The organism is Candidatus Zixiibacteriota bacterium (assembly GCA_022865345.1).
Taxonomy (GTDB): Bacteria; Zixibacteria; MSB-5A5; order MSB-5A5; family RBG-16-43-9; genus RBG-16-43-9.
This window is the reverse complement of sequence record JALHSU010000087.1, coordinates 1-19,248: the sequence shown is the minus strand read 5'-3', so window position 1 is coordinate 19,248 and position 19,248 is coordinate 1. Positions and strand designations below refer to the sequence as shown.

General features: G+C 44.1%; 20 protein-coding genes. All 20 read right to left on the bottom strand.

Annotation, left to right across the window (positions count from 1 at the left end; translation table 11 throughout):
- Positions 1 to 105 precede the first annotated feature (105 nt).
- Positions 106 to 453 carry an STAS domain-containing protein gene (locus tag MUP17_03955; protein ID MCJ7458127.1) on the bottom strand — a complete coding sequence of 116 codons (348 nt, stop codon included), beginning with the start codon at positions 451 to 453 and terminating at the stop codon, positions 106 to 108.
- 304 nt (positions 454 to 757) lie between these two features.
- Complete coding sequence (locus tag MUP17_03950; protein ID MCJ7458126.1) at positions 758 to 1,372, bottom strand: hypothetical protein; 615 nt, start codon at positions 1,370 to 1,372, stop codon at positions 758 to 760.
- Between the two features lie 4 nt (positions 1,373 to 1,376).
- A complete protein-coding gene (locus tag MUP17_03945; GenBank protein ID MCJ7458125.1) occupies positions 1,377 to 2,243 on the bottom strand; it encodes a hypothetical protein in 867 nt (288 codons plus the stop codon).
- Positions 2,240 to 3,316, bottom strand: a complete 1,077-nt coding sequence (locus tag MUP17_03940) for a bifunctional phosphoglucose/phosphomannose isomerase (protein MCJ7458124.1) — start codon at positions 3,314 to 3,316, stop codon at positions 2,240 to 2,242. Before MUP17_03940 ends, MUP17_03945 begins: the two co-directional genes overlap by 4 nt.
- Positions 3,317 to 3,319: 3 nt before the next feature.
- The gene (ptsP, locus tag MUP17_03935) at positions 3,320 to 5,089 is read right to left on the bottom strand and encodes a phosphoenolpyruvate--protein phosphotransferase (GenBank protein ID MCJ7458123.1); all 1,770 of its coding nucleotides are present in this window, start codon (positions 5,087 to 5,089) and stop codon (positions 3,320 to 3,322) included.
- 54 nt (positions 5,090 to 5,143) lie between these two features.
- Entirely contained in the window at positions 5,144 to 5,410 is a 267-nt protein-coding gene (locus tag MUP17_03930) for an HPr family phosphocarrier protein (protein ID MCJ7458122.1), read from the bottom strand.
- Between the two features lie 11 nt (positions 5,411 to 5,421).
- The gene (dprA, locus tag MUP17_03925; protein MCJ7458121.1) at positions 5,422 to 6,516 is read right to left on the bottom strand and encodes a DNA-processing protein DprA; all 1,095 of its coding nucleotides are present in this window, start codon (positions 6,514 to 6,516) and stop codon (positions 5,422 to 5,424) included.
- A gap of 64 nt (positions 6,517 to 6,580) precedes the next feature.
- Positions 6,581 to 7,597 carry a GTPase ObgE gene (obgE, locus tag MUP17_03920; GenBank protein ID MCJ7458120.1) on the bottom strand — a complete coding sequence of 339 codons (1,017 nt, stop codon included), beginning with the start codon at positions 7,595 to 7,597 and terminating at the stop codon, positions 6,581 to 6,583.
- Between the two features lie 7 nt (positions 7,598 to 7,604).
- Positions 7,605 to 8,372: a diadenylate cyclase CdaA gene (gene cdaA, locus MUP17_03915; protein ID MCJ7458119.1), complete on the bottom strand. Its 768-nt coding sequence runs from the start codon at positions 8,370 to 8,372 to the stop codon at positions 7,605 to 7,607.
- Positions 8,373 to 8,378: 6 nt separating this feature from the next.
- Positions 8,379 to 9,263, bottom strand: a complete 885-nt coding sequence (gene folP, locus MUP17_03910) for a dihydropteroate synthase (GenBank protein ID MCJ7458118.1) — start codon at positions 9,261 to 9,263, stop codon at positions 8,379 to 8,381.
- 110 nt (positions 9,264 to 9,373) lie between these two features.
- Positions 9,374 to 11,365, bottom strand: coding sequence for an ATP-dependent zinc metalloprotease FtsH (gene ftsH, locus MUP17_03905; GenBank protein MCJ7458117.1), 1,992 nt, complete (start codon positions 11,363 to 11,365; stop codon positions 9,374 to 9,376).
- A gap of 29 nt (positions 11,366 to 11,394) precedes the next feature.
- On the bottom strand, positions 11,395 to 11,949 hold the full coding sequence (gene hpt, locus MUP17_03900; GenBank protein MCJ7458116.1) for a hypoxanthine phosphoribosyltransferase: 555 nt from the start codon (positions 11,947 to 11,949) through the stop codon (positions 11,395 to 11,397).
- The gene (gene tilS, locus MUP17_03895) at positions 11,946 to 13,337 is read right to left on the bottom strand and encodes a tRNA lysidine(34) synthetase TilS (protein ID MCJ7458115.1); all 1,392 of its coding nucleotides are present in this window, start codon (positions 13,335 to 13,337) and stop codon (positions 11,946 to 11,948) included. The genes hpt and tilS overlap by 4 nt, the downstream gene beginning before the upstream one ends.
- Positions 13,338 to 13,582: 245 nt before the next feature.
- On the bottom strand, positions 13,583 to 14,224 hold the full coding sequence (locus MUP17_03890) for a GNAT family N-acetyltransferase (protein MCJ7458114.1): 642 nt from the start codon (positions 14,222 to 14,224) through the stop codon (positions 13,583 to 13,585).
- A gap of 134 nt (positions 14,225 to 14,358) precedes the next feature.
- Positions 14,359 to 14,889, bottom strand: a complete 531-nt coding sequence (locus tag MUP17_03885) for a GNAT family N-acetyltransferase (protein ID MCJ7458113.1) — start codon at positions 14,887 to 14,889, stop codon at positions 14,359 to 14,361.
- 117 nt (positions 14,890 to 15,006) lie between these two features.
- On the bottom strand, positions 15,007 to 15,564 hold the full coding sequence (locus tag MUP17_03880) for a hemerythrin domain-containing protein (protein ID MCJ7458112.1): 558 nt from the start codon (positions 15,562 to 15,564) through the stop codon (positions 15,007 to 15,009).
- 252 nt (positions 15,565 to 15,816) lie between these two features.
- Entirely contained in the window at positions 15,817 to 17,106 is a 1,290-nt protein-coding gene (locus MUP17_03875; protein MCJ7458111.1) for a glycine--tRNA ligase, read from the bottom strand.
- Positions 17,107 to 17,158: 52 nt separating this feature from the next.
- Positions 17,159 to 17,917, bottom strand: coding sequence for a DNA repair protein RecO (gene recO / locus MUP17_03870; protein MCJ7458110.1), 759 nt, complete (start codon positions 17,915 to 17,917; stop codon positions 17,159 to 17,161).
- Positions 17,918 to 18,304 carry a septum formation initiator family protein gene (locus MUP17_03865; GenBank protein MCJ7458109.1) on the bottom strand — a complete coding sequence of 129 codons (387 nt, stop codon included), beginning with the start codon at positions 18,302 to 18,304 and terminating at the stop codon, positions 17,918 to 17,920.
- The coding region (eno, locus tag MUP17_03860; protein MCJ7458108.1) for a phosphopyruvate hydratase at positions 18,298 to 19,248 on the bottom strand (951 nt) is incomplete at its 5' end. The genes eno and MUP17_03865, both read right to left, overlap by 7 nt.

Sequence of the window (19,248 nt, the reverse complement as noted above, 5' to 3'; positions counted from 1 at the left end):
TAGACCCGACTCGTCAAGCAGTCCCCAAGGGGACATGCTTGACCTACAAATCTTCTTTCCCTGTCTACTACCTACTTATCAACCCTGAAGGTTTACACTCCAGGATTAATTTTCCTTTTTGAAACTTTCTACTGCCTTTTCCAGGTTTGGATAAATCTCGAATATCTGACCCAGATGGGTTACCTCCACTATTTTTTTCACCTCCAGCCCTGGATTGGCTAACTTTATCCTGCCTCCTTTTTGCCTTAATTTCTGGCTATATTCCAGGAGCACAGAGATGAAGGCAGAGTATATCAGCTCGGTCCTGGAAAAATCCATTATGACTCTGTAATTGCCCGCAGCATACGCCTCGGCAAATTTATCTTCTAATTCCTTGATATCATCCCCGGTCAGGAACTTCTCCTGGGGCTCAATCACCAGGATATCTTCGATCCTATAGCTTTTTACTTTCATTTTTCTCCATCTAACTTGAATTATTTTTTTTTGCTAGGGCTCGGAAAAATCAGGAGGCTCTGTCGGGCAAGGGTGTCCGAAACCTACGAGAAACTTAACCATTGAACCCGTAGGCGGGGCTCCCAGCCCCACAATAAAAGCTCTGTTGAACTCTCCCGACATTATCAATTTCTTAACCGAGTAGGTCAAACATGTCCAGAGGACTGGTTGACTATTTTTTATCTATCTGTCAAGCAGCCCGCCTTTGGCAGACATGCTTGACCTACGGATCTTATTGAGGTAAACCTGAAGGTTTACACTCCATCTATCCCATATAAGTTCTCTCGATGCCTAAAAGAATCCTTAAAGACATCGCAGCCGCACCCAGGGCTGCGCCGATGATGATTCCCCTTTGCACAGCCAAATTGGGATAAGCCATAATCCAGTCCGCATAGGTGGGAAGCTTATCCCATAGAGCTTGTCCCAAAGGAGTTCTGCCTAACATTACTATGATTGCCGTAATAAGCAAGATAGTAGCTTCCAGGGTTCTTGCCCTGAAAGCCCGATAAGCTGCGGAGGCGATGAAAAAAGCCAAAATCGAAAACATAGTCGACATCATAGGAGACTGGATATTTTGAAAAAGCCAGTCAAAGGGGGTCTTTTCCTGTATCCCCCAGATGATGCCGCAGATAGACATACCAAGTACAAACAAGACCAGAACGAGCTTGAAAATCCAATCCTTTCCTTTTTCCTGGATAACTTTCAAATTCACTTTGAGGATACTGACTATCCCTAAGAGCAGGCTAATCCCTCCCACGATAGTGACCCAGGTTAAAAGATTCTGGCTGAAATTCACTATCCCGGAGTTGGCGCTGAAAAAAGCTAATATCATGATGAAACCGGACAAGAATGCTATGGCAGTATTGATTTGTGTTCTCATAATTTCAATGCTCTATGAAAAGTTTATAAAAGAAACCACCACCGATATTCAGGGTTTCAAAAATTACCCCTAAAAAGATACATATTACCAGGAGAATCTTCATCCAGTCCTGACCCTTCAAGCTCCCCAACATCAGAGGCTCCTTGGAAAGATAAGAGCTGGCTGCAAAAAGCTCCTCACCCATCAGGGTATAGTCGCAGGCCGCTATGAAGAAAGGGAGTTGTTCCGGATTAGCAGTTCCAGCTATCTGGATGGCTCCGCTCGCCTGTCCTTCCTCAGCCAGAAGCAGAGATTCAGCATAAAAGGCGCCCATATACACGTTGGTGGCTGGCTTATCCCGGTGCATAATCCCGTGAACAGCAGCCACAAAGGCGAACTGCTCTCCAGCCACATACTGTGCCATCTCCGGATCATAATCATCCCCCTTGCCTGCATCTAAATAAGCCCCCTTGACCGATTCCTGAGCAGCTGCCAAGACCAGGGGATAACGCACTGGAACTGAAAGAGGAGTATTATACTGAGCAGTTATCTTAGCCACCCGGCTCAAAATCGAAAGCCCGGCAATGGTCTGAATCTCATCTAACTCATCTATCCCAGGGATAAAAAGGACTGGTCTTCCCATCTCCGTAGCCCTGCCAACTCCCTCCTCTATTGCTTCTAATCCATTAATCTTGCGGATAAAAAACTTCTTACCCTTTCTGGTACTGCGGATATATAAAAGCACAGCCGCGCAAAAGATGATAAACAAAACCAGGATATTTATCCTGTCCATTCTGAATACAGAAGTGCTCTCAGAAGCAAAGGCAAGCTTGAAACTGGCAGAGGAGAATGCAATTGCAGTAAGGAGTGAAAGGACAATTCTTCTTCTCATTTTTTAGAAGCTAATTCCTTTTTGAGATAGTCAATAACCTCAACTGGTGTAGGATCAACTTGATTGAGGATAGCTAAGTAAAAGCTGGTAAAATCCCCTAACTGGATCAAGGAGAAAATCCGGGATAAAAGACTTTGTCCCCGGCTTTCTATTTCAATTATTTTCACCTTCTTCTTCTGAATTATATTTTTGACTATCCGCATCCTGACTTTGATTCGGGGATGGTCCTCTTCATCTTTTAAAACAATCACCCGTAACTTATCCCTGATCTGGTCTAAAACCTCCCAGCCCACCAACTCGTTATGGTTGAACTCGGGGAAATAGTTATTGTAAGCCAAAATCTTTGAGTTCTCGCCAAACTGCCCCTTCCACCTGTACCCAACGGCATCAACATAATCCACTGAGGTATAAATTATGGGGAGTTTTCCATACAGGTTTGCGGCTAAGCTCTTAGCTGGGTTCTGGCTTTTCTTTTTATCCAGTGCATATTCTGCTCTTTTTTCCTCAAGGAATTTAGAGGTTTTCTCAAGCTCCTCTATCTTATCCTGAATCAATCCTAATCGAGAAAGAGCAATAAGGATCGGCGTAAAAGAATAACCCAAAGCCGCTCTGGGAGGAAAACCCTTGGGTATGAGTACGAAGGGGAATCGGTCCTTGTTACATTCCTGAAAAAGAGTCCCTCCTGAGGTGATGGCGATGATTTTGGCTTTTCTTCTTTTTGCTTCCCGAAAAGCTGAAAGGGTCTCCTCGGTCTCACCTGAATAGCTGGAGACAAAGACTAAGGATTTATCATTTACGTATTCCGGCAGAAGATAATTCCTGCAAACTGTAAAAGGAACTTTAAGTTCATAAGTTAGGTAAGATCGGGCTAAATCCCCACCGATAGCAGAGCCCCCCATTCCGGTAAGGATAATGTTCTGCGGAGTGAAGTTAGGCAATTTCAAATCAGCGATGAACCCGAGATGAGCACCTTCAGTTAATTGCTGGGGGAAATTATAGATTAAATCGTACATCCCTTTTGCATCCACTTTTTTTATGCCTTTGACATTGTCTAAATCCGGTTTTATGTTCATCTTTTAAGTCCTCGCAGAATTTTCGTGGCTGAATTTTCTTTGATAGTCTTCATCCAGGAATCTTTCTATGTCCTTAGAATCATTAAGCTTCATTGCTTGCTCAACCAGATTTCTGGCTTCTTCAAATTCAATCGAACGGATGATTTTCTTGATCTGGGGTATGGCTAAAGGAGAAGTGGAAAGCTCGTCTATCCCCAGTCCTATTAAAAAAGCCGTTGCCTTGGGGTCATTTGCCATCTCTCCGCACATCCCTACCCAGATATTATTCTTATGCCCGTCTTCTATGGTCTTTTTTATCAGTTTCAAAATCGAAGGATGAAAACTCTGATAAAGATGCGCGATCCTCTCGTTGGTCCGGTCAACTGCCAGGGTATACTGGATCAAATCATTGGTCCCGATGCTGAAAAAATCGCAATGCTGGGCTAAAGAATCTGCTTCTAAAGCCGCAGATGGTATCTCGATCATAATCCCGAGTTTGATTTTCTCATCAAAGGGAACTTTCTTCTCTCTTAGCTCCGATTTGACCTCTTCTAAAAGCTCTTTTGACTTTAAAAGCTCTTCTAACCCGGAGATCATAGGAAGCATAATCCTTAAGTTTCCTAACGAGCTGGCTTTGAGAATAGCCCGGAGCTGGATTTTAAAGAAATCCGGAAGATCAAGGCAGGCCCGGATCGCTCTCCAGCCCAGAAAGGGATTTGCCTCATAAACTCTTTCTGCATCTTGAGCGAATTTATCTCCTCCCATGTCGAAAGTCCGGATGATTGCATTCTGTGGATGGACTTTGCGGGCAAGAGAAGAATATGCCTGATACTGCTCTTCCTCCCCGGGAAGATCTGAAGTGACTAAATAAAGATATTCTGTCCGGAAAAGTCCTATACCCTGCGCCCCGTTTTCTATGGCAGTGTCCACATCTGAAAGGAGCTCAATATTGGCAGAGAGCTCTATTTTCCTTTTATCTTTGGTTTCTGCAAGAAGGCTGGTCAGCTCAGCTAAGCTTCTCTTCCTTTCCAGAAGCTTTTCCCTTTTTGCTTCATAGCTCTTTAAGGTAAGCTCATCTGGTGAAAGAATTATCTCCCCTTCTTCCCCATCCAGAATCAACATCTCCCCGCCCTTCAGGCTGTAGAAAAAAGTTTTTAGTCCGACCACAGCCGGAAAACCCAAGGACTTAGCTAAGAGCGCCACATGAGAGGTTTTACCGCCGGTATCTGTGGCAAAACCGAGCACATTCCCCTTTTTCATCTGCACAACATCTCCCGGAGCAAGGGAATGGGCGACGATTATCCCCGGGGTCTCTAAAGGCTCGATGGTATGCTGTTTTCTACCTAAAAGCCGGTTTAGTACCCGGTTTGAAACCGCAGAGATGTCAGCCACCCTTTCTTTTAAATATTCATCCCTGGACAAGGAGATGGTCTGAATGGTTTTCTGAACAACCCGGTTGTATATGAATTCGGCATTCTTTTTCTCCTCCCTGATCCCGGTAAACACCTGCTGGTTGATAAATTCATCTTCGAGGATCAGAAGATAAGCTTCAAAAAGCTTGGCATGCTCAGGTCCTAACTTTTTAGCTATACTATCCTTCAGCTTGGAAATCTCAATTTTCGCCTCGTTCAGCGCTTTATTAAAGCGCAGGATCTCATTTTCGACCTGATCCGAAGACAGGTCTTCCTCTTTGATCCTGATCTCCTCCCGGTCCAGGCGATATACCCTGCCAATTGCTATCCCGGGAGAGGCAGAAATCCCAAGCCAGATTCTATTTTTTTTCTGATTCTTCATTTTAGAGTTTATCTTTACATTCCTTTCAGGTTTATTATTTTTTGCTGATGCTGCTCAGTCCTCGCCAAACTTCTCCAGGAAAAGCTTGGCTATCTCCTCCACTGCCTGGGCTTCATCTTCGCCCCAGGCTTTTATGGTTATGAAACTCCCCATCTCCGCCGCTAACATCATCACACTCATAATGCTTTTGGCATTCAGCTCGTATTCATCCTTTACCAGCCTGATCTCCGACTGGAACCGGCTGGCTTTCTGCACTAAAAGAGCGGCCGGGCGAGCATGCAGCCCTAAGCGGTTTATTACCTGGATTTTCTTTTCCGTCAACTTGAAATCCTTTAAACCCGTATGAAATTCTTGCCTGAAAGCTGTTTAACAGCTCCTTTTAGCTCTAAGTTAAGCAAAAGCGACAGTGCCTGGGGGGTTGTAAGCTGGCTTTCCCTGGCAATCAGGTCTATGTGAGCTGGTTCAGTGGAAAGGAGCTGGTAAACTTTTTGTTCCTGCTCAGAAAGTGAAAAACCTATGTCCTTCTTAGGTTCTTCTGTTTCATTGGAAAAAACATTCTTCAGCTCCTCTAAGATGTCCTCAGCCCGGGTCACCAGAGTAGCTCCATTTTTGATCAGCCAGTTGGTCCCCTGGCTCCCCTTGGAGCTTATGTTGCCTGGAATAGCGAAGACCTCCCTACCTTGCTCTAAGGCAAGCTGAGCCGTGAGAAGCGCCCCGCTTTTTATTCCGGCTTCGATGATTATCACCCCAAGGGAGAGACCGCTTATCAGCCTGTTCCTCTTAGGAAAGTTGTTCCCTTCCGGCTCTGTGCCTAATAGAAACTCTGAGATTAAAGCGCCGTTTTTCTCAATCCTCTCAGCTAATTTCTTGTTCTCTGGCGGATAAATAACATCCAGCCCGGACCCAAAAACTGCAACTGTCCTTCCTTTTGACTCCAGGGCAAAGTGATGCGAGGTCGAATCGACTCCCCGGGCAAACCCGCTGACTATGGTTATTCCTTTTTCTGCTAATTCACGGGTGATCTTTTCAGCGATGAGCTTGCCGTAAGATGACGGCAGTCTGGTCCCCACAATGGCTAAAGCTTTAGAATCTTCATTTTTAATCTCCCCCTTTACGAAAAGGAAAGGAGGAGGGTCATAGATATTTTTCAGGCCAGGAGGATATTCAGCACACTTAAAAGTGATGAATCTGATCCCGTCTTTTCCCACTCTTAGGCTTTGCTTTTCAGCCTCTTCCCAGGAGCTGAAGGTTTTTATGTTCTGAGCAGTCATCTCACCAATGTCCGGTATCTGCTTAAGCTCCCTTAACCCGGCTGAAAACACTTGCCTGGGTGAGCCAAAATGATTTAAAAGCGAGACAAACCTTTTTGGTCCAACTCCCGGGACTAAAGATAACCCGATCCAATCCCTTATCTCAGAAACCTCCAAATCCTAACTCCTCTCCTCTTTATGGCTTTTAGCTACCAGCTCCCTGCTGCAAGCTACGAGCTTTTTAGAATGCTCCAATCTTTACCTCTCCCTTTTCCTGCAGCCTACCTTTTTCCAGTTCCCGGCTGATGATATTTAAAAGCTCTTTAATCCCGACCCCTGTCAGGGCTGAGATCTTTACGCTTGGCAGATCCAGGTTAACTTTAATTTTTTTCTTCTCCTTATCAGGCAAAAGATCGATTTTGTTTAAAGCTAAAATCGCAGGTTTCTCAAGAAGCGAAAGATCATACAATTTGAGTTCCTGTTTGAGCCTATTATATTCCAGAGGTATGTCAGGCACAGTCACATCTAATAGAAAAACCAGTATCTTAGTCCTTTGTATATGTCTTAGGAAATCAAGCCCTAACCCTTTTCCCTTATGGGCACCCTCGATCAGCCCCGGAATATCGGCTAAAATGAAATTTTTGCCGCTTTTTAACCTGACCACTCCTAAGTTCGGCCTGAGGGTGGTAAATGGGTATGGACCTATTTTGGGTCTGGCATCTGAAATCCTGGCCAAAAGTGTGGATTTGCCTGCATTAGGCGGTCCAACAATCCCCACGTCTGCCAAGAGCTTCAACTCCAGGATTATTTTTCTTGTTTCACCTTTTTCACCCGGCTGGGCAAATCGGGGCGCCTGGTTAGTGGAGGACTTAAAATGCGCATTCCCTTTTCCTCCTCTCCCACCCTTGGCTGCTATGAATAAGTCCTCAGGGGAGACCAGATCACCTAACACCTCTCCTGATTCTTTATCCTTCACCATTGTGCCAGGAGGAATTTTCACCACCAGATCTTTACCGCCTTCTCCTGTTCTATCTTTACCTTCGCCATGTTTGCCATTTTCTGCTTTGTAAATTCTCTTATAATGAAAATCCAGCAAGGTGGAAAGGTCTGGATCCACTTTTAGAATCAGATCTCCTCCCTTTCCTCCGTCGCCTCCATTGGGACCTCCTTTGGGAAGATATTTCTCCCTTCTGAAGCTGATGCATCCATTCCCACCTTTACCTCCCCATACTTCTATCTCTGCATAATCTACGAACATGATTCTTCTATTTCTTTCCCTCGATCAGCTGAATTAAAACATCTCTCAATCTGCTCTTCTCAATATCTTTTCTCAACTTACCATCGGTAGCTACGGATATTTCCCCGGTCTCCTCAGATACGATCACAGCTAAAGCATCAGAATCCTCAGTCACCCCGATTCCAGCTTTATGTCTCATCCCGTACAGGTCAGCATATTCTCTTTTCTGAGTTAAAGGCAGGGTGCAGGCGGCTGCTACCACCGTTTCTCCTCTGACGATCACAGCTCCATCATGCAGAGGAGTGTAAGGCGTGAATAGGGTCAGAAGCAGTTCACTGGAAAGCTGGGCATTCAAAGCTTTCCCGGTCTCTATGAAATTCTTCAGCCCGGTTTCCCTTTCCAGGACAATCAAAGCTCCGTATCTAAGCTCCGAAAGCTTTATCAATCCCTTGACCAGCTCATCTAAGACCTTCTGCTTTTCAAATCGGATGAAAAGACGAAAGGGACGGCTTTGCCCGAATTCAGCCAAAGCTTTTCTCACTTCTGGCTGGAATACGATTACCAGAACAATTACCCCGACAGTGGCTATATTGGTTATCAGCCATTTCAACCCTTCTAATTGAAACCAAAACGCCACGAACGCGATCACGATCAGAGCAAAGATTCCAAACAAAATCTGGATTGACCTGGTTCCTTTGACCAGGATCAGAAAACGGTAGAAAAGAAATGCCACAATCGCCACATCGATTAAGTCGACTATGCCGAATTTCAAAAACCCTACGTGAAAGAGTGTCATCTTTTGCTAACCTGACGTTAAGATTGCATCCACTAATTTTGCCACCCTTTTGCTTTCTTTGACATTATGCACTCTTAAGATATTTGCGTCGTTCATTATGGCAGCTGCCATCGAGGCTAAACTACCCTCTAACCTCTCTTCAGTCGGCAGATTTAATATTTTTCCGATAAACGACTTACGCGAAACTCCAACCATAAGTGGTCTGCCTAACTCTGTGAACTCATTAAGATTTTTCAATATCCTTAAGTTATCTTCCGGGGTTTTACCAAACCCTATTCCGGGATCGATAATTATTTTGTCTTCATCGATACCGGCTTCTTTGGCAATTTTTATAGATTCTATTAGATATGTTTTAATCTCTTCAATCAGGTTATCATAATGAGGATTCTCCTGCATATTCTTCGGTGTTCCCTTAATATGCATTAAGACTACCGGAACATCGTATTTAGCTATGACTTTCTTCATCTCAGGATCATACCTCAACCCGCTTATGTCGTTGACCATTGAAGCCCCGGAGTCCAAAGCCTCCTTTGCTACTCTGGATTTATAGGTGTCTATCGAGATCGGGACCTGAATCATTTTAGTTAATTCCTCAATCACCGGTATAACTCTGCGCAGTTCTTCCTCGATAGTTACGGGTTCTGAACCCGGTCTGGTAGATTCACCGCCTATATCGATTATATCCGCACCTTCTTCTGCTAATTTGAGCCCCTGTTTTACTGCCTCCTCCGGCTTGAAAAACTTTCCTCCATCTGAAAATGAATCCGGGGTAACATTCAGCACACCCATAAGATGTGTGCGAGAGGAAAGATCAAGTACTCTCTGTCCAATTTCCAGTAAGTATCCTTTCTTCTGATTGAGCTCTTTTAGTCCTTGTCCTTTAAGGTTCATATTTCCCCTGATAAAACGAGTGTATAAGGACGGCTACATTCCCCTTTGAAGATTTCTGTCACCCTTTTTAAGAAGGATCTTCTCTACCTTTTTCAGGTTCATCCTTACTTTTATTTTGATTCCTTTTTATCTTCTACTTTGCTTTTCTGGTCACTGTTTTTATTCTCAAGTTTCTCCCCCCTTAGAATCCGGTCTATCTCCTCTCCATCCAGAATCTCCTTCTCTAAAAGAGCCTCAGCTAAAAGATGAAGCTTATCTAAGTTGCCGCTTAAAAGATCGAAGGCTTTTTTCTCCGCTTCTTCGACAATCCTTTTTACCTCCTCGTCGATCTCCTGAGCAGTCATTTCGCTGTAATCCCTGTGTTTGGCTATCTCCCGTCCTAAAAAGATCTCCTCTTCTTTTTTCCCGAAGGTCAAAGGACCTAACTTGTCGCTCATCCCCCATTCGCATACCATCTTTCTGGCAAGCTCAGTAGCTCTCTCGATATCATTCCCCGCTCCAGTGGTCAGCTCATTGAAGACTAACCTCTCTGCAACCCTGCCGCCTAAAAGGTGCACCAGCTTGGTCTCCAGATACCCTTTGGAATGGGTATGCTTTTCATCTATGGGCAGATAATGGGTTAAACCCAGGGATAACCCCCTGGGGATTATGGTCATCTTGTGAACCGGATCAGAACCAGGGGTAAGTTTAGCCACCAGTGCATGCCCGGACTCATGATAAGCGGTAAGTTTTTTCTCCTCTTCATTTATTACCAGGCTTCTCCTCTCAGTTCCCATCATCACCTTATCCTTTGCCTCCTCAAAATCATCCATAGTAACCTTATCATGATTTTTTCTGGCAGCTAAAAGTGCTGCCTCATTCACCAGGTTAGCTAAGTCTGCTCCTGAAAGACCTGGAGTTCCTCTGGCTAAGATTGATAGATTTACATCCTCAGACATCTTTATTTTCCGGATATGAACTTTCAAGATGCCCTCTCTACCTTTTACGTCAGGAATATCTACTACCACCTGGCGGTCGAATCTGCCAGGTCTTAAAAGAGCCGGGTCTAAAACATCCGGGCGGTTAGTGGCTGCTAAGAGAATCACGCCCTCATTCGACTCAAAACCATCCATCTCCACCAAAAGCTGATTTAAGGTCTGTTCTCTCTCGTCATGCCCGCCGCCCAATCCTGCGCCTCTGTGACGGCCTACTGCATCTATTTCATCGATGAAGATTATACAGGGGGCATTTTTCTTTCCCTGGTCAAATAGGTCCCTGACCCTGGAGGCACCGACTCCCACGAACATCTCCACAAAATCTGACCCGCTCATACTGAAAAAAGGAACCCCGGCTTCTCCGGCAACTGCTCTGGCTAAAAGGGTCTTGCCCGTGCCGGGTGCCCCTAAAAGTAACACCCCTTTGGGGATTTTACCTCCTAATCTCTGGAATTTAGAAGGGTCTTTTAAAAACTCTATGACCTCCTGCAACTCCTGTTTAGCCTCGTCTGCTCCTGCTACATCGTTGAAGGTGACCTTAGGAGTATTCCCGGTCTGGAGTCTGGCACGGCTTTTGCCAAAAGAGAATATCCCTTTGGTGCCCCCTTGCATCTGCCTGAAAAGGATAAACCAGAGAAAACCCAAGAGCAGAAGATAAGGCAGTACCCCCAGGAGAAGCCCTGACCAGTTGAATTTGGGTGGTTCAGCTTTTATCTGCACCCCTTTTGCTACTAATTTCTGTAAAAGAGAAGGGTCATCAAAAGGGAGATGCAGTTTGTAATTCAGGTATGATCTGGTAACATTACCTTCTGTCTTTTTAATTGGCTTAACGAAATCGCCACTTATATCCTTCTCCACCATAAGAGCGGTTTTAACATTATTGGAATCAAGCTGCTCCAAAAACTCAGTATAGTTTATCTCGGCTTCTTTTTTAAAGCCGCGATTGTAATACTGGAAAAGGTACACCGAGATGATGATCAAAACCAGCCAGATCAGAAGAGTCCTTCCTGCTTTTCTCCAGGGGAATTCACCACCTGGTTTTTCACCTTCAGGGACTCTTTTCGATCTATTCTTCTTCTCAGGCTTAAACCTGTTGCCTCGATTCGAGTTTTCTTTTTTTCCATTCATATATTTCACCTTATCACCTTTATTTATTCTCAAAGCTCAAGCTTTCTTTGGGACAACTTCGCTCCTTCGACCCTGGCTATATAAGGCAGGTTACGGTATCTTTCGGCTAAGTCCAATCCGTAACCCACGACGAACTCGTTGGGTATTGCAAAACCTGCATATCTGATCGGGACCTCGACTTTTCTCCTCTCCTTACGGTCTAAAAGGGTAACTATCTCTATGCTTTTCGGACAACGCAGAAGCAAGTTTTTTTTTATGAAGTTCAGGGTTAAACCAGTATCCACGATATCCTCTATGATTATTACGTCTTTTCCCTCGATATTAACGTTTAGGTCCTTGATCAGTTTGACTGCCCCGCTGCCGACTATCTCCTGGCCATAGCTGGCAACTGCAATGAAATCGACCTGATGCGGGATTTTTATCTGCCTGACCAGATCAGCTAAGAAAATGAAGCTGCCCTTGAGTATCCCGATTAATATCGGCTCTTTACCCGCATAGTCCCTGGAGATTTTACTCCCTAACTCTCTTATCCGTTTGTCCAGCTCCCTTTTTGGGATGATTATCTTAATCCCTTTTCTTCTCATTCTCCAGTTTCTTTAGCTTCTATTTTTAAGATATTCTCTGTGGTTTTTCTCACTTTGAATTCATCTGCAATTCTATATCCCAAGACCCAGACTATCCAATCATTGGAGGTTAAAACCAGAACTCTTTCCTTTTCATAACGAGGAACTTTAAGGTCTGTCAGGAAATCTTTCAGACTTTTGGTCCCCTTCATTCCCAGAGGTCTGAACCGGTCCCCTGTCCTCGGATTTCTTAAGATGAACGGCGGTTTCAACTTATCCCAGTCGAGGGAGGCAGTCATCTCGTCTTTTGAATAAGGCTTTTCTTTCAGATTTTTCCTTTTGATTACCTCTGAATCTAACCTTATCCCGAATTTTCTGGACTCTACTATTCCCGGAAAAATCAACGGCTGATCTTTTTCCGTCTTTTTTACCTTATAGAAATTCAGATGCCTGGCAGAGATTTCAGCCAGAACATCTTTATTCAGGAAGACTCTTCTGCCTGCCTTCTTTTGCTGAGCTAAGCTCAGAACCCGCTCTACCAGATTGAAACTTGCCTTAAATCCACCTCCTCCTAACCGTTCGAAAACCAACCTGAGCATCTCTCTTTGTAAAAAAATATCATAACTAAATAACTTATCTAAATCAAGCGAAATCTTCTCCTTTTGAGCCTTTGCCACCTTTCCAAATTCCTTTAGAGTCTCTTTCTCGAGATAATCTTCCTGAGCAGTTAAAATAGAAGCAGTCCGGTTTAGTGTATCGATGATTTTCGGATTATAATTCCTTTTGAGATGAGGCAAAAGCTCCAATCTTATCCTGTTTCTCAGGTAATCCTGTCTTAAATTAGATGAATCGATTCGGAAATCAAGATTTTGTTCTTTGAGAAACTCCTCTATCTCCTCTCTTTTTATTTGCAGAAGTGGTCTGATGATCTTACCCCTTACAATCGACATTCCTGTCAGACCTAAAGCTCCTGTTCCTCTGATCAGGCGCATCAGCACGGTTTCTGCCTGGTCATCTGCATTATGTCCTAAGGCTATTTTGGTCGCTTTTAACCTTTGAGCTAACTTGTCCAAGTACTGATACCTGACTTCCCTGGCAGCTTCTTCGATAGAAAGCTTTTTCTTCCTGGCAATTTTTGCGACATCGAAAGACCTGGTATGAAAGTCTAATCTTAAATCCCGTGCCAAGCTTTTGACAAATCTCTCGTCCTTATCTGACTCTTCACCCCTGAGCTTATGATTTATAAGAGCAACAAAAAGTTTCAAATCATATTTTTCCTTTATCTGATATAAAAGATAAAGCAGCGCCACAGAATCCGGACCTCCGGAACAGGCAACAATTACCCTATCCCCCTTTTGTAGCATATTAAAACGCCCGATTGTCTGTTCAAATTTCAGCAGTATTTCCATAAGAATCTCTTACCCTTTTTGCCTACCCTGATTTCTTGGACTATACTACAAAAAGATATGGTTTTTAGAGGAATTGTCAAACCAAAAGGGGGAATTTGTTCTGTCAGGTCCTCAGACCTGACAGGATCTAATGAACTTCGGTGTCAGAAACAACTCCTGAAATAATCAACGAAAAGCTTCTGGTAAACGAAAGCGAGCCTGAAAGGCTCGCGCTACGAATATATCTTTTCCCAATATGCTCGCTACTACCTACTATCTACTTGTTTCTTCTCCCAAATCTCCTTAGTTATCCTCATCTCCTTGAACTGCACCAGGATTTCATCACCCTCTTGTTTGAAATATTTCCTTATATCTTTGAAACGTTCATATCCAAAGATATTTATCTTGTTTCTCGGATCATGTTTTTCGAATTTAGTTCTGAAAAATTCAAACCCGCAATTGAGATAACATTTAATAGCCTTTTTGTTCAAAGCGGCAACATCTAAATACAGCTCCTTGAATCTCATCTTCTCAAAATAATAAGGCAGAAGGGTCTTAATTGCTTCAGTCCCATAACCTTTATCAGTATGTTCACACCCGAAATAGATGCCTAGCTTTGCCTTTTTATTCCCCCAGTCAAGGTCATAGATATTTAAAAATCCTAAAAGCTCCTCTTTGAGACTGTCAATGGACAGGTAAAGCATATGAGGGTCTTTTTTTCTTTTCAGATACCATTCCTTTTTCTGAGCCTCAGTCATCTCCCCTAAATTGTAATGAGCATATAACGGATCAGGGTAAGGTTTCCATTTTAGCCTTTTGTCAATATCGTCCCTGCTAAGCGGACGGATGATTAGCCTTTCTCCTTTAAGCTTAATGCGGACTATTTTGAGGGATAAGTTTGGATTCATCCTAATAATTTGTGGTAGCTCCACCTTACCCTCAGGGTGGGAAAATTGACCCACGTTGTGGCAACGTGGGTATACTGGTACTGTGCGGGGGCGGAGCTGTTCTCCCTGTCTACTGTATGCTGTCTACTGTCTACTCATTCCAACAATTTTGACATAATCAGAAAATCTAATTTATGCCAGTGCTTGCGTAGATGAGCTTCCTGCACAAAACCTGATGACAAATACAAATTAACTGCGGTAATAAGACTTGGTGTGGTATAGGCGAAAAGCTTATGGCATCCTTTTTTTTGGGAGTAATCTGCGACTTTGTTAATCAGCTTTTTTCCAATCCCTTTACCCTGTTCATCCAATGCCGTGCAGATCCAGGAAAGGTCTGATACCCCACCCTGGTCAAATCTGCCGATAGTCAGCCCGACTATTCTGCCGTCTTCTTCAGCCACAAAACCATATCTGTTCTCATCTCCGATAAATCTCAAGAAAGTATCATAGGAATAAAGTTGAAGCTCCTCATCCAGAAGCTTCCTGGGATAGACCTCCTTCTCATACTTCTCCCAGGTTTTTTCCCGAACAGTTCTCGAAAGCTCAATCGAATCCTCGATGTCTTCTTTTTTCATCTCCCGGATTAGCATTTGACCTCCAGACATAATCCGCAAGTTCTCTTTCATTTTCTCCTCCCTTGATGGGAGGGTGTTCCCCTCTCCCTAACCCTCTGCCACAAGGGGAGAGGGAACTCTACTTTCTTTCAATTTTTCAGAATATTGTGGTGGTAATAATCTATCCCATCAAATCAAACCCAATTGCTTCTCTAACTCCTCAACCAGATGCAGGTACTCGTGATGTTTTCCTTCCCCAATAACCTCTTTTTCTATCTTTTCAAACTTCTCCTCTAAAATCTTCTGCTCTTTTTCCGGGATATTTCTATCAGCCATTGCATAAAGAATATTATCTTCCTTAAAAATATGTGGGGCTAAGAGGCCAGCATAACCGCGTGCATTTTCCACCAGTTTTTTGATAGAAGATTTATCCCCTTTCTCATATTTTTCTAATGCCTCTGCCATACCCTTGACATAATTTCTGCCTAAGGTGTGCTCATACAACATTACTCCCAGAGGACCGCCCTCCCTGGGTATCCCGTATTTCTCCATCATCGGGAAAAGAGTATCCTCTTCTTTGCCATGATGGCACTTGTCAGCAAAATTGCGTATGAAATCAATTGCTTTCTTGAAGACTTCAGGCTTAACCTCTTTACCTTCATCTAAACTCTGTGAGACCTTTTCCAAAATCTTCAGCATCCTCAAAATGACCTTGTGCTCTTCTTTTAATTCATCTGTGGGTTTCATAAAAAAGTACCTCCTATTACTACGTTAGGGCTGATTAATTACTTTTTTAGCTGTCATGCTGAGCGAAGCGAAGTATCTATTAGTGCTTCCTATACTACAGGTTTTATAGATTCTTCGCCCGTAGGGCTCAGAATGACACAGAGATGTCAATCTGACTTCATCATGATTGACATACGGCTACGGCTCGGGCGACCGCGGGGGGTCGCCCCTACGTTGTTTTTCCCTGTTTACTGTATGCTGTCTACTGTCTACTTAATTTCCCCATATCTTCTTTTTCAAAACACCCACCAGTTCATCAATTTTCACTCTTACCTGCTCCATCGAATCCCGCTCCCGCAAGGTCACTGTCTGATCTTGTAGCGTCTGGGAGTCAACTGTTATGCCGAATGGAGTTCCCACCTCATCCTGCCTTCTGTACCTTCTGCCAATGGCACCCCCTTCATCATAGAAGACCTTAAAATGAGGTCTTAACAGATCTTCGATCTTTTTTGCTATCTCTGGCATATTCTCCCTTTTGACCAGGGGATACACCCCGGCTTTGATCGGCGCGATTTTGGGATCTAATTTCAAAACGGTTCTTTCCTCATCCTTGACCACCTCTTCGTGGTAAGCATCCACCAGGCAGACCAGCAACGAGCGGTCAACCCCGGCTGAGGTCTCGATTATGTATGGAATAAACCTTTCCCTGGTCAGGTCATCATAATAGGAAAGGTCTTTCCCGGTTGCCTGGGTGTGCCGGGAAAGGTCATAATCGGTGCGGTTATGAATCCCCTCGATCTCCTTCCAGCCAAAGGGGAAATTATATTCTATGTCAAAAGCCATCTTGGCATAAAAAGCTAATTCCTTTTTATCGTGCTGGTGAAACCGCAGGTTTTCTTTTTTTATCCCCAGAGAATGATACCATTTCATTCTCTCCTCTTTCCAGTATTCGATCCATTTGTCGTCTTCTTTGGGGTTGATAAAAAACTGCATCTCCATCTGCTCGAATTCACGCGAGCGGAAGATGAAATTGCCAGGGGAGATCTCGTTTCTAAAAGCCTTCCCTATCTGAGCAATTCCGAAAGGAGGTTTCTGCCTGGAAGGGGCTAATACGTTTAGGAAATTGACATAAATACCCTGGGCAGTTTCCGGACGAAGATAGACCATTGAAGCATCATCCTCCACTGGACCCATATGGGTTTTGAACATCAGATTGAACTGCCTGGCTTCAGTCAATTCTCCACCGCAATTAGGGCATTTCGTTCCCTGAACTTCTTCTGCTCTGAATCTCATCTTGCAGTTCTTGCAGTCTACCATCGGGTCAGCAAAAGAAGCTACGTGACCTGAGGTCACCCAGACCTGCGGATGCATTAGAATCGAGGCATCCAGCCCTTCGATATCATCCCGGAACTGGGTCATACTTTTCCACCAGCACTGTTTGATGTTATTCTTAAGCTCCACGCCTAAGGGCCCATAATCCCAGCAGCTATTTATCCCCCCATAGATCTCGCTGGACTGGAAAATGAAACCTCTCCTTTTACACAGGGAGACCAGTTTATCCATTAAATCTTGACTTTTCTTGTTTGCCACCTTTCCTCCAAAAAGTTCCTGTTGATTAACCCGAAATCTTCCTCAAGAATTCCAGAGTTTTTAGCTCTTTTGCTCCGGTATGATAACTGATAAAACTCTTGACCAGCTCAGCGATCTCTTCCAGGTTTTCTTTATCTACGGGGAATTTATCCGCCTTGTTAATATCCAGGGATAGAAGCTTCCTGGCTATAAGATACGATTTCCGGTTGAGCTTGAGAAAATATTCATCCTCCTTTGCGCACTTTTTGCAGATCACCCCGCCTCTTTCCGGGCTGAAGAAAACCTCTTCCTCTTTTATCTCCTTACCACAGTTTACGCAGGCATCTAATTTAGGCTTATACCCTAAATGCGTGCTGAGCTTGAGTGCAAAACTCCAGAAAAGCTTTTCCAGGTTCGACTCATCAGTTAATTCCATCCTTGAGAGTGTCTTCAGGCTCAAATTGAAAATCCTCGGGTTTGACTCCTCGCCTTTTATCAACTGGTCCAGAAGCTCAGACACAGCCGCTGCCCAGGAAAAACGGTTCAAGCTTTTGCTTAATCCCGAAAAACTTTTCAGGGTCTCAGCAGAGGAAAGAAGATGGAGTTCGCTTCTCTCCCTTTTATAAAAAACTACCTCGACCAGCGAAAACGTTCCAGGTGGAGCAGTCCTGCTTTTTGCCCTTTTTATCCCTTTGGCTAAGACCTTTACCTTCCCGAAATCTCTGGTGTAGAGGGAAAAGATGAGCGAGGAGTCCCCATACTTGAAGCTCTTCAGGACGATCCCTTCGGTTTTGACCAAGCTCATCTATTTTTTTGAAAGAGGGGTGGAAGAAGTGTCCTGGGGCTGGACGAATTTATAGATCACCTCATCCTTTTTGGCCATGCCGTATCTTTCCCGGGCAACCTTCTCGATGTAGGAGAGGTCATCTCTGAGTTTTTCTTTCTCTATTTGCAGATCCATATTCAGAGCCTGCAGCCTTTTAGTCTCAAGGATTGTATTCTCTCTTTGTGCTTTTAGCGAAAGCAGGCGGAAAAAACCATAATCCCCGGCAAAATAGAGATAGAAAATGAAGCAAAAGAGCAGGAGAAACAAAACCCGCCTTAATATTTTCTTGCGGGGCAAAGACTGTTTTTTGATCCGGGTAAAGAAATCATCCACCCTGAGATTTTTTTTCTTTCTATTGTCTAACATGCTGACCTCCCTTTACCCAAGCCATAAAACACATTCCTCCCTGCATAAGCTGCTTTCTTGCCTAATCTTTCTTCGATTCTCAGAAGCTGATTATATTTGCAGATCCGGTCTGTTCTCGAGGCTGAGCCGGTCTTTATCTGGCCCGAGGAGACAGCAACCGCCACATCTGCTATGGTGGTATCCTCAGTCTCGCCTGAGCGGTGAGAGATAACGGTGTTAAAGCCGGCTTTTTTCGCCATCTCGATGGTGTCTAAAGTCTCGGTCAGGGTCCCTATCTGGTTTAACTTGATCAGTATAGCATTAGCTGCTTTTCTCTCAATCCCTACTCTTAGCCTTTTCGGGTTGGTGACGAAGATGTCATCCCCCACGATCTGTATTCTATTCCCCAATTTCTCGGTCAACTTGACCCACCCTTCCCAGTCATCCTCTGCTAAACCGTCTTCGATGGAGATGATCGGGTATTTATCCAGAAGGTCTTCATAATAGTGAATTAACTGTGAGCTGGTAAATCTTCTACCTTCAGCTTTGAAGATGTAGAGTTTTTCGTCCGGATTATAAAATGCTGAAGCCGCTGCATCTATCCCCAGGTAGATATCCTCTCCAGCTCTATATTCTGCCCGGCTAATTGCCTCAAGGATCACCTGAAATCCTTCCTCATTCGAATTCAGACTGGGAGCAAACCCGCCTTCATCCCCCACGCCGGTGTTGAGCTTTTTTTCCTTTAAGACTTTTTGCAGGTGATGAAAAACCTCCACCCCCATTCTCAAAGATTCTTTAAAAGAGTGACCGCCCGCAGGCAAAATCATAAACTCCTGAATGTCCAGATTATTATCTGCATGTTGACCACCGTTCAGGATATTCATCTGTGGAACCGGAAGGAGCTTTGCCTTTTTCCCTCCGATATATTCATATAAAGGAATCTTCTTGGAGAAAGCACAGGCTTT